We start from the raw sequence: 13433 nt of genomic DNA, 5'->3' as shown, positions 1-13433 counted from the left end.
TTGCCTTAGTGCAACGTTAGCCCGTCAAATTACCGTTTTCACGGACCTTGACGGGTTTGCTTTATCCGGCGTGCCGGGCCTTGCTTGCAAGCGCCAGCATGCCGGTGATAAGGTGAAACTTCCCGATCGTAGCCTTTATGGCGCATGCCGGCCCAGCCGGATGTGCCGCGGAACAAGTCCCTATGCCCAAGAAAACCACTGAAAAGATGTCCGGAAAATCGTCCTCCATTGCACGCAGGGCGCTAGGCGCGGCGGTGGTTTCCGCTGCCATGTTGGGCAGCGCCGGCGCCGGCGCCGCGGGCTTGGGCCAGTTGACCGTGCTGTCCGCCCTGGGCCAGCCGCTCCAGGCGGAAATCGAACTGACATCGGTTAGCAAGGAAGAGGCCGGCAATATATCGGTCAGGCTGGCGCCGGCAGCGGCATTCCGGCAGGCCAATATCGAATTCAACCCGTCTTTGGCGAACCTGCGCTTCGCCGTTGAACAGCGCGGCAATCGCCAGGTTGTTCGTATTACTTCATCGCAGCCGATGAACGAGCCGTTCGTTGATGTGCTGCTGGAAGTCAGCAGCAACGGCACCCGTCTGCTGCGCGAATACGTGGTGTTGCTGGACCCGGTCGGCAGCCGCCGCGCCCAGCCCGCCGAAACCGCTCCCGCCGCCCCGGCTGCAGCGGCAGCCGCGCCAGCGTCCCGCCAGCAAGCCAGCCGCGCCGCGCCGCCCCCCGCGCAAACGACCGAAACCGCTCCCGGCGGCGACAGCTATCCGGTAAAGCGCGGCGATACGCTGGCCGCAATCGCCGGCCAGGTCAAGCCGGAAGGCGTGTCGCTCGACCAGATGCTGGTGGCGCTGCAACGTGCCAATCCGAATGCCTTCGTTGGCAACAACATCAACCGCCTGCGCACGGGGCAGATCCTGTCCGTGCCCAGCGCCGAAGCCGCCCGCAGCGTCAGCAATGGCGAAGCGCGGCGCATCGTGGTGGCGCAGTCGGCCGATTTCAATAATTACCGCAACCGCCTGGCCAGCCAGGTGGCCGGCAGCGCCACCGGCCAGGGCGAGGGCGGCCAGCTCGCTTCGGGCAAGGTGACTTCCCGCGTCGAGGAACAGCGCAATACGGCGGGCGAATCGCGTGACCGTCTCCAGGTGTCGCGCTCCGGTGCGCCGGCCTCGAGTGCGGATGCCGAGGAGCGGATCGCCCAGGAAAAGGCGCTGGCCGAAGCCAATTCACGCGTCAAGGAACTGGAAAAGACGGTCGGCGACCTGCAGCGGCTGCTGGAAATCAAGAACCGTGATCTCGCCGCCCGCCAGAATCAGGCGGCAGCGCCTGCTGCAGGAGATAAGCCGGTGGCGGCGAACGACAAGCCGGCTGCCGCAGTGGCCAGCGCCGCGCCGGCCGCAACCGCCAGCGCAGCGCCGCCGGCAGCAGAGGCCAGCACGCCGCCGGCCGCGACTGCGCCGACCCCTACAGCAACGCCAACGCCAGCGGCTGACAATGCCGCCGCAGCCGCACCTGCCGCGCAAGCGGCCAAGCCGGCACCGAAACCCGCCATTCCAGCACCGCCGCCTCCGCCCGAGCCAGGCATGCTGGAAGAACTGGCCGGCAACCCGGCTGTGCTCGGCGGATCAGCGCTGGTGCTGGCCCTGCTGGCTGCACTGGGCATCACCCGTTCGCGCAAGGCAAAGCAGGCAAAGGCTGCTAACGGCGGCAGCAGCATCATGCCAACTTCGACGCTGAAGACCAATTCCCTGTTCGGCGCCGCCGGTGGGCAGAGCGTGGATACCAACAACAGCGTCTTCAATTCGAATTTCTCGCCATCGGCCAGCCAGCTTGACACCAATGAAGTGGACCCGGTTGCCGAGGCCGATGTCTACATCGCCTACGGCCGCGATGCCCAGGCCGAGGAAATCCTGAAGGAAGCCCTGCGCACCCAGCCGGATCGCGCCGCGGTGCGTGGCAAGCTGCTGGAGATCTATGCCGCCCGCAAGGACCTGCGTGCGTTCGAAGCCACTGCCACCGAGCTGTTCAGCCTGACCAAGGGCGAGGGCGAGGAATGGGCGCAGGCGGCTACCCTGGGCCTGTCGCTCGATCCGGCCAATCCGCTGTATGCATCGGCGCGCAAGCCATCGGATGCCCCGGACGCGGGGGTAGGCGCTGCCGTAGCCGCCGGTGCAGGGCTTGCCGCGGGTGCCGCGGCATCCGCTGCCAACGAGTCGCACGGCAACGAGATCGATTTCGATGCGCTGCTCAACACAACCCAGCAGTCGCATCGGGACGAACCACTGGTTGCCAGCGAAAAGGCCGGCACCGAGGCGACCGAACAGCAGCTTGCGGCGCCAGACCTGACCGAAGCGCCACTGGCAGCCGACCAAACGCCGGTCGCTCCGGCACTTCCTGATGTCCACAGCGACGACGTGCCTGATTTGCATCCTGCTCCCGCCGCCAGCCCGACAGCCCAGCCCGAAGCCGCATCGGCCAGCCCGGAGCCTGCTTCCAACCTGCTGGACTTCGATTTCGACCTCGACAGCTTCGGCAAGGCGCCGCTACCCACGCCGCCGGCAGCACAATCGGACGAGGAGCCAGCCGAAGCGGCGCCTGCCAACTCGCGCCTGATGGATTTCAAGCTCGACGACCTCGACCTGCCGAAACCGGATGCCGCACCGGCCAGCGCCACGCCCAGCCTGGATGACGATGAATTCCCGCCGCTGGAACTCGATGTGCCGGCCAGGCCCGCTGCAAATGCAACGACTGCCATCCATGACGAGTCGGCGCCGATGGATTTCGATCTGTCCGGCATCAGTCTGGATCTCGACCCGCATGGCGGCACCGATGCCGCGCTGCAGGACGTGCCTACCCTGGGCGAAACCTCGTATTCCAATACGGCCGAGATGGCGACCAAGCTCGACCTGGCATCGGCCTACCAGGAAATCGGCGACCGCGAGGGCGCCCGGGAACTGCTGGAAGAAGTCATCAAGGGCGGCGACAGCGAGCAGAGCGAAAAGGCCAAGGTCCTGCTGGCCAAGCTCGACTAACCCTTCCTTGCTTCTTCAGAAACGGGCGCAGCGCTGCTGTCGCCCGTTTTGTCATTATCAAGACCTCGACACAACGGACTTACATTGAAACGCATTGCAATCGGCATTCAATACGACGGCACGCCCTGGCAGGGCTGGCAAACCCAGCCGCACGGGCAGACCGTGCAGGACATGCTGCAGGCCGCCGGCAAACAGTTTACCCAGCGCGACCTCGATATCCAGTGCGCCGGCCGCACCGACGCGGGCGTGCATGCGATTGAACAGGTCGCCCATTTCGACACTGACATCGACCGGCCGTCGCAGTCATGGGTGCGCGGCCTGAACAGTTTCCTGCATCCGTCCATCGCGGTGCTCTGGGCGCAGGATGTGACGACGGAGGCCGATGCCGAGGCATTCCATGCCCGGTTTTCCGCCCGTCGCCGCACTTATCATTACTACCTTTACAACAGCCAGGTCCGCTCGCCGCTGTTGCATGCGCGCGCCGGCTGGGTATTCCGCCCACTGGATGCTGCTGCAATGCACCGTGCCGCGCAGGCGCTGATCGGCGACCTGGATTTCTCGGCATTCCGGGCCTCCCAGTGCCAGGCGAATTCGCCGGTGCGCACCATGCATGCGATCGACATCGAGCGCCAGGGCGAGCTGATCCGTTTCACGCTGACGGCCAATGCCTTCCTGCATCACATGGTGCGCAATATCGTCGGCTCGCTGATCTATGTGGGCATCGGCAGCCGCCCGGAGAGCTGGATTGCGGAACTGCTGGACAGCCGCGACCGCACCCTGGCGGCGCCGACCTTCATGCCACAGGGCCTGTATCTTGCGAAGATCGATTACGGCCCCAACTGGAATTTGCCCGCGCACGCCATTTCCAACCCGGTATTCGCCCTATGACCTTCAATCCCATGCAGCAGCGTACCCGCATCAAGCTATGCGGCCTGCGCCATCCGCAGGATGTCGCCGATGCGGTCAGCGCCGGCGCCGATGCGATTGGCCTGGTGTTCTATCCGCCCAGCCCGCGCAGCGTGTCATTGCAGCAGGCAGCCGTGCTGGCGGCGGCAACGCCGCCCTTCATTGCCACTGTCGGCCTGTTCGTCAATCCCGGCGAGGAGGAGGTGCGGCAGGCCAGCGCGGCGGCCAGGTTGTCGCTGCTGCAGTTCCATGGCGATGAAACGCCGGAACAGTGCCATGCGCTGGCGGCCGCAGTGAATCTGCCGTTTCTGAAGGCATTTCGGGTGCGTCCCGATACGACGGCCGCCGATTTGCTAGAATACGACTCCATTTGTCGCGCCGGCGGCGACCGTTATTCGGCTCTGTTGCTGGATACCTGGGTCGATGCCTACGGCGGCGGCGGAAAGGTTTTCGATTGGTCTCTCATCCCAGAAGAACTCGCGCCTCGGGTCGTTTTAAGTGGTGGCTTGAGCGTACAAAACGCGACTGAGGCGGTGTTGCGCGTTCGTCCCTACGCGGTCGATGTCAGCAGCGGCATCGAACGCGAAAAAGGCGTCAAGGACGGCGGCATGATGCGCGCTTTCACGGCAGCAGTGCGCGCCGGCGACGCCCGTCTCCAACAGGCACACCCCGAAGGAACAGCATGACTACCCAAACCAGCAATGCCCAGGAACTGGGCCAGTACAACCTGCCCGATGCGCGCGGCCACTTCGGCCCGTATGGCGGCAGCTTCGTCTCCGAAACACTGACCCACGCGCTGACCGAGCTGCGCGAGGCTTATGCGTACTATCAGAAAGACCCGGAATTCCTGGCGGAATTCAACTACGAGCTGAAGCACTTCGTCGGCCGTCCCAGCCCGATCTACCACGCCAAGCGCTGGTCTGAACTGGCCGGCGGCGCCCAGATCTATTTCAAGCGCGAAGACCTGAACCATACCGGCGCCCACAAGATCAATAACGTGATCGGCCAGGCGTTGCTGGCCAAGCGCATGGGCAAGCCGCGCGTGATCGCGGAAACCGGCGCCGGCCAGCATGGCGTGGCCACCGCCACCATCTGCGCCCGCTTTGGCTTGGAATGCGTGGTCTACATGGGCAGCGAAGACACCCGTCGCCAGATCCAGAACCTGTACCGCATGGAATTGCTGGGCGCAAAGGTGGTGCCGGTGGAGTCGGGCTCCAAGACCCTGAAGGACGCGCTCAATGAAGCCATGCGCGACTGGGTCACCAACATCGAAAACACTTTCTACATCATCGGCACCGTGGCCGGCCCGCATCCGTATCCGATGATGGTGCGCGACTTCCAGTCGGTGATCGGGGAGGAATGCCTGACCCAGATGCCGGAGATGATTGGCCGCCAGCCGGACTACGTGGTGGCCTGCATCGGCGGCGGCTCCAATGCAATGGGCATCTTCCATCCCTACATTCCTTACCCGGACGTGCAGCTGATCGGCGTGGAAGCGGCCGGCAACGGCATCGAGACCGGCAAGCATTCGGCGTCGCTGCTGGCCGGCACGCCGGGCGTGCTGCACGGCAACCGTACCTATCTGCTGCAGGATGCGAACGGCCAGATCATCGAGACCCATTCGGTCTCGGCCGGCCTGGACTATCCGGGCGTCGGCCCCGAGCATGCCTGGCTGAAGGACATCGGCCGCGCCCAGTACGTGTCGATCACCGATGATGAAGCGATCGAGGCTTTCCACAGGAGCTGCCGCATCGAAGGCATCATTCCGGCGCTGGAATCGAGCCATGCGCTTGCCTATGCCGCCAAGCTGGCCGCGACGCTGCCCAAGGACAAGAGCATCCTGGTCAACCTGTCCGGACGCGGCGACAAGGATATGCATACCGTCGCCGAACGCACCAAGCGCGCCCTGTGACAGCAGACGGGACTTGCGGCGCGCAGCAGCTGGCGCCGCGGGTCCCGGTCCCGGCAGCAAACTCGACTAATTTCCCAGCCGGCCTGCGCCGGCTGCATCACAAATACAGGCCATGTCCCGCATTGAACCCACCTTCGCCGCGCTGGCGGCACAAAAAAGAACCGCGCTGATCACCTTCATCACCGCCGGCGATCCGGCGCCCGAACTGACGGTGCCGCTGATGCACTCCCTAGTTGCCGGCGGCGTCGACGTGCTGGAGCTGGGCGTCCCGTTTTCCGATCCGATGGCCGAGGGCCCGGTGATCCAGCGCGCCAGCGAGCGTGCCCTGAAGCATGGCGTCGGCACCGGCGACGTGCTCGGCTATGTGCGTGAATTTCGCCGCAGCAACACCACCACGCCGGTGGTGCTGATGGGGTACGCCAACCCGATCGAGCGCATGGGCCAGGAAGCCTTTGTCAAGGCAGCGCGCGAGGCCGGCGTCGACGGCACCATCGTGGTCGACTATCCGCCCGAAGAGTGCGAGGAATTCGCCCGCCTGATGAAGGAAAACGGCATGGATACCATCTTCCTGCTGGCGCCCACGTCCACCGACGAGCGCATCCGCCAGGTAGCCAAGGTCGGCGGCGGCTTCAGCTATTACGTCTCGCTCAAGGGCGTGACCGGCGCTGGCAATATCGACATCGACGAGGTCAGCCGCCGGATCGAACATATCCGCCGCGACGTGAAGCTGCCCATCGGCGTTGGCTTCGGCATCCGTGACGCCGCCACCGCCTGCGCCATCGCTTCGGTGGCGGATGGCGTGGTGATCGGCAGCCGCATCATCCAGGAAATGGAAAGTGCGCCGCAGGACGAGGCGGTGGCGGTTGCCCACGCCTTTGTCGCCACGATCCGCCAGGCGCTCGACGAACAGAGCGCGGCCGCCGGCCGGTCGGTGTAATATTGCCGCCTTGTGCGCGGCCGGCGCCGCGTCCATGGGGCATCCCAAGAACAGCACAATATTGAAAAAGAGGTCGCCATGAGCTGGCTAGAGAAACTGCTACCCCCGCGCATACAACGTTCCGGCACGGCCAACCGCAAGTCGGTGCCGGAAGGACTCTGGGTCAAGTGCCCGTCCTGCGAGGCGGTGCTGTACCGCACCGACCTGGAGTCGAATATTCACGTCTGCCCCAAGTGCAGCCATCACCTGCGCATCCGCGCCCGCGAGCGCCTGGACGCGCTGCTCGACGCCGAAGGCCGCTATGAAATCGGCCATGAAGCGCTGCCGGTCGATACCCTGAAATTCAAGGACAGCAAGAAATATCCGGAACGCCTGAAGTCGGCCATGGAAGCCACCGGCGAAACCGATGCCCTGGTCGTGCTGGGCGGCGCCATCATGTCGCTGCCGGTGGTGATTGCCTGCTTCGAATTCGAATTCATGGGCGGCTCGATGGGCTCGGTCGTGGGCGAGCGCTTCGTGCGCGGCGCCCAGATGGCGCTCGAACAGAAGGTGCCCTTCATCTGTATTACCGCCACTGGCGGCGCCCGCATGCAGGAAGGCCTGCTGTCGCTGATGCAGATGGCCAAGACCACCGCCATGCTGACCAAGCTGTCGGAAAAGCGTCTGCCCTTCATTTCGGTGCTGACAGATCCGACCATGGGCGGCGTGTCGGCCTCGTTTGCCTTCATGGGCGACGTCGTGATTGCCGAGCCGAAGGCGCTGATCGGCTTCGCCGGCCCGCGCGTGATCGAGAATACGGTGCGGGAAAAGCTGCCGGAAGGCTTCCAGCGCGCGGAATTCCTGGTGCAGAAGGGCGCGGTGGACATGATCGTCGACCGCCGCAAGATGCGCGAGGAAATCGCCCGCCTGCTGGCGCTGCTGCAGAACCAGTCGGCCGACGTCCTCGCGTAAGCGGCCGACTTCCTCCCCATGGCCCGGACCTGTCGCAGGTCCGGGCCTTTTCAATTGCCCATCCGTCTCCAGATAGCCTGTCATGAACAATCCCAACCTGCCCACCACGCTCCCCGACTGGCTGAGCCGCCTTGAAGCCATGCATCCCAAAGCGATCGACATGGGTCTCGAGCGGGTAGCGCAAGTGCGCGACACCCTTGGCCTGCGCTTCGACTGCCCGGTCATTACCGTGGGCGGCACCAATGGCAAGGGGTCGACCTGCGCGATGCTGGAAGCCATTCTGCTGCAGGCAGGCTATCGCGTCGGGCTCTACACATCGCCGCACCTGGTGCATTTCAATGAGCGGGCACGCGTGAATGGCGAGATCGTCGATGATGCGGCCATGGTCGAGCAGTTCGAGGCGGTCGAGACTGCCCGCGGCGAGGTGTCGCTGACCTACTTCGAATTCACCACGCTGGCGATACTGCGCCTGTTCGCCCAGGCTGGCCTGGATGTCGTGATCCTGGAAGTCGGGCTGGGCGGGCGGCTCGATGCAGTCAATGTGATCGATGCCGATGTGGCCATCGTCACCAGCGTCGACATCGACCATACCGAATACCTGGGCGTGACGCGCGAGCAGATCGGCTTTGAAAAAGCCGGCATTTTCCGCAGCGGCCGTCCGGCGATCTGCAGCGACCCGGTGCCGCCGGAGTCGCTGAAGAAGCATGCGGAAGACATCGGCGCCGACCTCTGGCTGCTGGGCAGGGATTTCAACTATTCCGGCGACAAGCAGCAGTGGAATTACGGTGGCCGGAGCATGCGCCGCAATGCACTCGGCTATCCCGGACTGCGCGGCGCCAACCAGTTGCTCAACGCCTGCGCCGCGCTGGCCGCGCTGGAAGCGCTGCGTGACCGCCTGCCGCTCGGCGCCCAGGAAGTGCGCAGCGGACTGGCCATGGTGGAGTTGCCGGGACGCTTCCAGGTATTGCCTGGCAGACCGACCGTGGTGCTGGATGTTGCGCATAATCCACATGCGGCAGGCGCGCTGGCCCAGAATCTCGGCAATATGGGTTTCCATCCTTACACCTTCGCCGTGTTTGGTGCGATGAGCGACAAGGATATCGACGGCATCATCGCGCACATGAAACCGCATATCGACCATTGGTGCGTGACCGATTTACCTCTGCCAAGAGCCGCCAGTGCGAGCAGCATCGCCGAAAAATTGTCGGAAGCCGGTGTGCAGGGCGCCGGGGCGCCGGATGCCGAACACAGCATCCTGACATTTGCCAGCCCGGAAGAAGCCTATGCAAATGCGAGAAGCAGGGCAGGGGAGAATGATAGAATTGCGGTTTTCGGATCTTTCCTTACAGTAGCAGGCGTGATAGCCGCACGTAAATCCGAATATCACTGACAAATTCAGCATCAATCGCATGGGCTTGCTCTCATTCCTTCGCAAAAACAAGCAGGAATCCCGTTCCGACAGCACATTTCAATCGCGTGCCGAGGAGGATTCCGACGCCGTGCGCAGCCGCGGCAAGCGCAGCAGGACAGGCAAGGAACGCGGCAGGGCCTCTGACCCGGTGCTTCCCGAGAAGAAACGTGCCCGTCGGCGCCTGGTTGGTGCCGTGGCGCTGGTGCTGGCCGCCGTAGTCGGCCTGCCGATGATTCTCGACTCCGAGCCCAAGCCGGTCACCGACGACATTGCCATCGACATTCCTTCCAAGGACAAGCGCAGCCAGGCTGGCGCCGTGCAAACGCCCCCGGTGGCGACCGCGCCCAAGCTGCCCAGCAACGCCGGCCTGGACAAGGACGAGGAAGTGATCGACCCGGCAAGCCTGCCTACGCCAAGCGAAGCGGCGCCATCCACCGCGGCGCGCTCGGAAATGCCGCAGCTGGTCAAGCCTGAACCCAAGCCCCGTGCCGAGCCGCGCGCCGAGACGCCGCGCCCGCCCAAGCCCGAAGGCAAGAACGAAGCCAAGCCCGAGCGCAAAACCGAACTGGCGCATGCCAAGCCCGAGTCCAAGCCGGCGCCGCACGCCGCCGAGAAGGTGGACGAGGCCAGCCGCGCCAAGGCCATTCTGGAAGGCCGCGCGGAGCCAAAACCGGAAGCGAAGAAGGATTCCGGCCGTTTTGTGGTGCAGGTCGCGGCACTTGCCACGCAGGACAAGGTCGATGAATTACAGGGCAAATTGCGTTCAGCCGGTATTTCTTCCTTTACACAGAAAGTATCGACGGATGGCGGCAGCCGTACCCGTATCCGGGTTGGCCCTTTCAGCAGCAAGGAAGAGGCCGACCGGGTGCGGGCCAAGCTGTCGAAGATCGGCCTTGCTGGCACCCTGGTGCCGGCCTGATGCAGGCTAGCGGGCGGCGTGACGATTTTTGACTACCTGACCATTTTCATTCTGGTCGCGTCGGTCATCATCAGCACCATGCGCGGTGTGGTGCGCGAGGTGCTGTCGCTGGCGAGCTGGGTGGCGGCGTTTGTGGTGGCGAACATGTACGGGGAAATTCTGGCGCAGTGGTTGCCAGCGGCCGTGCCGGGTGCGCTGACCCGGCTCATCATTGCCTTCGTCGTCCTGTTCATCGGCACCCGGCTGCTGATGGGCTTGCTGATCCTGATGTGCGAGGCGCTGATCAAGGCCGGTGGCCTTTCCTTCGTTGACCACGGCCTCGGAAGCGTATTTGGATTTGCGCGCGGCATGCTGATCGTGCTGGTGGCGGTGTTGATATGCGGCATGACCGCCATTCCGCAGCAGCCTTTCTGGAAAGATGCGATCCTTAGCCCCTTTGCCGAATCCGCGGCACGCAGCGTCAAGCCTTTCCTGCCTGGGGAATTTGCCCGGCATGTACAGTTTTGAATTGTCTTAGTTAGGAGTTCCACCATGTGTGGCATTGCAGGCGTCGTCTCCCAAAGCCCCGTCAACCAGCTGATCTACGATGCATTGCTGCTGCTGCAGCACCGCGGTCAGGATGCGGCGGGCATCGCGACCAATCAGGGCAACAAGTTTTACATGCACAAGGCAAACGGCATGGTGCGCGACGTGTTCCGCACCCGCAACATGCGCTCGCTGCCAGGCAATATGGGCATCGGCCAATGCCGTTATCCCACCGCCGGTTCGTCCAGCGAAGAGGAAGCCCAGCCTTTCTACGTGAATGCGCCGTTCGGCATCACCCTGGCCCATAACGGCAACCTGACCAACTGGGAACAGCTCAAGATCGAGATGTTCCGCAACGACCGCCGGCACATCAATACCAGTTCCGACTCGGAAGTGCTGCTCAACGTGCTGGCCCATGAAATCCAGCAGGCAACGCTGGGCTATTCGCTGGATCCGTCGGCGCTGTTCAAGGCGGTGGCATCGCTGCACAAGCGCGTGCGCGGTTCCTACGCGGTGGTGGCGCAGATTGCCGGCTTCGGCATGCTGGCCTTCCGCGATCCTTTCGGCATCCGTCCGCTGTGCCTGGGCGTGAATGAAACCGACGCCGGCACCGAGTACCTGGTGGCCAGCGAGTCGGTTGCGCTGGAAGGACTGGGCTTTCGCTTCGTGCGCGACGTGGCGCCAGGGGAGGCGATTTTCATCGACATCGACGGCAACCTGGTCAGCCAGCAGTGCGCGGAAAACCCGGTGCTCAATCCCTGCGCCTTCGAATTCGTCTACCTGGCCCGTCCGGACTCGGTCATCGACGGCGCCTCGGTCTACCATTCCCGCCTGAAGATGGGCGAGTACCTGGCCGACAAGATCCGTCGCCAGTTCAGCGCCGGCGATATCGACGTGGTAATGCCCATCCCGGATTCCTCCCGTCCGTCCACCATCGAACTGGCCCTGAAGCTCAACCTCGATTACCGCGAGGGCTTCATCAAGAACCGCTATATCGGCCGCACCTTCCTGATGCCGGGGCAGGCGATCCGCCGCAAGTCGGTGCGCCAGAAGCTCAATGCAATCGGCTCCGAATTCAAGGGCAAGAGCGTGCTGCTGGTCGACGATTCCATCGTGCGCGGCACCACCAGCCGCGAGATCGTGCAGATGGCGCGCGACGCCGGCGCCCGCCGCGTGATCTTCGCTTCCGCCGCGCCGCCGGTGATTTTCCCGAACGTGTACGGCATCGACATGCCGACCCGCAGCGAACTGATCGCCTATGGCCGCTCGGAAGAGGAAGTCTGCCGTGAAATCACCGCCGACGCGCTGGTGTACCAGGACCTGGAAGCGCTGAAGCGCTCGATTTCCGACGCCAATCCCGCCATCAAGGGCTTCGAGGCTTCCTGCTTCGACGGCAACTACATCACCGGCGACATTTCCCGCGCCTATCTCGACCGCATCGAAACCGCGCGCGGCAATGTACAGCCGTCCAACGAAGACATGGTGCGTTCCCAGCTGAACCTGTCGCTGGCGCCGGCCGACTGAGTCTCATGCCCGTGGCCGCTTGACAGCGGCCACGCGGCGCAACCCGCTTTCGCGAATCTGCATACTGATGAACCAGAACGACAAACCGCAGTACGGCTTCACCACCGCCATCCTGCATGGCGACCGCCAGAAGCCGATCGAGCATGGCTCCCTGCACAAGCCTATCCATACCTCGGTGGCCTTTGGCTACAAGGATGCGCGCGAACTGGCGGCCGTTTTCCAGGGAAGGCAGCCTGGCTACCGCTATGGCCGCCAGGGCAATCCCACCGTGTCGGCGCTGGAAGACAAGATCACCAGGATGGAAAACGGCTACGCCACCATCTGTTTCTCTACCGGCATGGCAGCCATCGGCGCGGTGGCGCAAGCGTTGCTGCGGGAGGGCGATCATGTGGTCTCATCGGCTTTCCTGTTCGGTAATACCAACAGCCTCTGGCAGACCGTCGGCGCGCAGGGCGTATCGGTGTCCATGGTGGATGCCACCGATGTAGCCAATGTCGAAGCGGTGCTGACGCCGGCCACCAGGCTGGTGTTTGTCGAGACCATTGCCAACCCGCGCACCCAGATCGCGGATCTGGCGCGCATCGGCACGCTGTGCCGCGAGCGCGGCATCCTGTTCATCGTCGATAACACCATGACCTCGCCCTACCTGTTCCAGCCCAAGGGGGTTGGCGCGGGGCTGGTGGTCAATGCACTGACCAAGTCCATCGCCGGGCACGGCATTGCCCTGGGCGGCAGCCTGACCGATACCGGCGTGTATGACTGGACCCGCTATCCGCATATCGCCGACAACTACCGGAAGTTTCCACCGGTGCAGTGGGGCATGGCGCAGGTCCGTGCCAAGGCGCTGCGCGACTTCGGCGGCACGCTCGGCCCGGAAGCGGCCCACCATATCGCGGTCGGTGCGGAAACCATGGCATTGCGGCTGGAGCGGGAGTGCAGCAACGCACTGTCGCTAGCCGAGATGCTGGACGCGGACGAGCGCGTGGCGGCGGTGCATTATCCGGGGCTGAAGTCGCATCCCCAGCATGCGCTGGCCAGCGAGCTGTTCCGCGCCTATGGCAGCCTGCTGAGTTTTGAGTTGAAGGATGGCATCGACTGCTTCGACTTCCTGAACCGGCTGCGTCTTGCCATCCCGGCCAGCAATCTGGGCGACACCCGCACCCTGGTGATTCCGGTGGCCCACACCATCTTCTATGAAATGGGTCCCGAGCGGCGTGCCAGCATGGGCATCGCCGAGTCCCTGATCCGGGTGTCGGTCGGCATCGAGGACAATGCCGACCTGCTGCACGACTTCCGCCAGGCGCTCGCCGGGTAGAGTGTTA

The 13433-nt window shown here is 64.1% G+C and carries 11 protein-coding genes; all 11 read left to right on the top strand.

The genetic code is table 11. From position 1 onward, the window contains the following. The first annotated feature begins 182 nt into the window (after nucleotides 1–182). Complete coding sequence (locus KTQ42_RS09350; protein WP_249222701.1) at nucleotides 183–3026, top strand: FimV/HubP family polar landmark protein; 2844 nt, start codon at nucleotides 183–185, stop codon at nucleotides 3024–3026. Nucleotides 3027–3110: 84 nt separating this feature from the next. After that, nucleotides 3111–3914 (top strand): tRNA pseudouridine(38-40) synthase TruA, encoded by an 804-nt coding sequence (gene truA / locus KTQ42_RS09345; protein ID WP_217345259.1) that lies wholly within the window; start codon nucleotides 3111–3113, stop codon nucleotides 3912–3914. Continuing rightward, nucleotides 3911–4618, top strand: coding sequence for a phosphoribosylanthranilate isomerase (locus KTQ42_RS09340; RefSeq protein WP_249222700.1), 708 nt, complete (start codon nucleotides 3911–3913; stop codon nucleotides 4616–4618). The genes truA and KTQ42_RS09340 overlap by 4 nt, the downstream gene beginning before the upstream one ends. Then, nucleotides 4615–5844: a tryptophan synthase subunit beta gene (gene trpB / locus KTQ42_RS09335; RefSeq protein WP_217345258.1), complete on the top strand. Its 1230-nt coding sequence runs from the start codon at nucleotides 4615–4617 to the stop codon at nucleotides 5842–5844. Before KTQ42_RS09340 ends, trpB begins: the two co-directional genes overlap by 4 nt. Nucleotides 5845–5956: 112 nt before the next feature. After that, entirely contained in the window at nucleotides 5957–6781 is an 825-nt protein-coding gene (gene trpA / locus KTQ42_RS09330) for a tryptophan synthase subunit alpha (RefSeq protein ID WP_217345257.1), read from the top strand. Nucleotides 6782–6859: 78 nt separating this feature from the next. Then, entirely contained in the window at nucleotides 6860–7732 is an 873-nt protein-coding gene (accD, locus tag KTQ42_RS09325; RefSeq protein WP_217345256.1) for an acetyl-CoA carboxylase, carboxyltransferase subunit beta, read from the top strand. Between the two features lie 82 nt (nucleotides 7733–7814). Beyond that, nucleotides 7815–9122, top strand: coding sequence for a bifunctional tetrahydrofolate synthase/dihydrofolate synthase (gene folC, locus KTQ42_RS09320; RefSeq protein ID WP_217345255.1), 1308 nt, complete (start codon nucleotides 7815–7817; stop codon nucleotides 9120–9122). 19 nt (nucleotides 9123–9141) lie between these two features. Beyond that, on the top strand, nucleotides 9142–10062 hold the full coding sequence (locus KTQ42_RS09315; protein ID WP_217345254.1) for an SPOR domain-containing protein: 921 nt from the start codon (nucleotides 9142–9144) through the stop codon (nucleotides 10060–10062). 18 nt (nucleotides 10063–10080) lie between these two features. Beyond that, on the top strand, nucleotides 10081–10569 hold the full coding sequence (locus KTQ42_RS09310; RefSeq protein WP_217345253.1) for a CvpA family protein: 489 nt from the start codon (nucleotides 10081–10083) through the stop codon (nucleotides 10567–10569). Between the two features lie 24 nt (nucleotides 10570–10593). Next, nucleotides 10594–12111, top strand: coding sequence for an amidophosphoribosyltransferase (gene purF / locus KTQ42_RS09305; RefSeq protein WP_217345252.1), 1518 nt, complete (start codon nucleotides 10594–10596; stop codon nucleotides 12109–12111). A 67-nt stretch (nucleotides 12112–12178) separates the two neighbouring features. Beyond that, a complete protein-coding gene (locus KTQ42_RS09300; protein WP_217345251.1) occupies nucleotides 12179–13426 on the top strand; it encodes a cystathionine gamma-synthase family protein in 1248 nt (415 codons plus the stop codon). Nucleotides 13427–13433 lie beyond the last annotated feature (7 nt).

This window comes from Noviherbaspirillum sp. L7-7A, from assembly GCF_019052805.1.
GTDB lineage: Bacteria > Pseudomonadota > Gammaproteobacteria > Burkholderiales > Burkholderiaceae_D > Noviherbaspirillum_A.
The sequence above is the reverse complement of the archived record's forward strand: the minus strand, read 5'-3'. Positions and strand labels throughout refer to the sequence as shown.

Coding starts and splice junctions, on each gene's coding strand:
- KTQ42_RS09350 (WP_249222701.1), top strand. CDS start 183: ATGCCCAAGAAAACCACTGAAAAGATGTCCGGAAAATCGTCCTCCATT.
- KTQ42_RS09340 (WP_249222700.1), top strand. CDS start 3,911: ATGACCTTCAATCCCATGCAGCAGCGTACCCGCATCAAGCTATGCGGC.
- trpB (WP_217345258.1), top strand. CDS start 4,615: ATGACTACCCAAACCAGCAATGCCCAGGAACTGGGCCAGTACAACCTG.
- trpA (WP_217345257.1), top strand. CDS start 5,957: ATGTCCCGCATTGAACCCACCTTCGCCGCGCTGGCGGCACAAAAAAGA.
- accD (WP_217345256.1), top strand. CDS start 6,860: ATGAGCTGGCTAGAGAAACTGCTACCCCCGCGCATACAACGTTCCGGC.
- folC (WP_217345255.1), top strand. CDS start 7,815: ATGAACAATCCCAACCTGCCCACCACGCTCCCCGACTGGCTGAGCCGC.
- KTQ42_RS09315 (WP_217345254.1), top strand. CDS start 9,142: ATGGGCTTGCTCTCATTCCTTCGCAAAAACAAGCAGGAATCCCGTTCC.
- purF (WP_217345252.1), top strand. CDS start 10,594: ATGTGTGGCATTGCAGGCGTCGTCTCCCAAAGCCCCGTCAACCAGCTG.
- KTQ42_RS09300 (WP_217345251.1), top strand. CDS start 12,179: ATGAACCAGAACGACAAACCGCAGTACGGCTTCACCACCGCCATCCTG.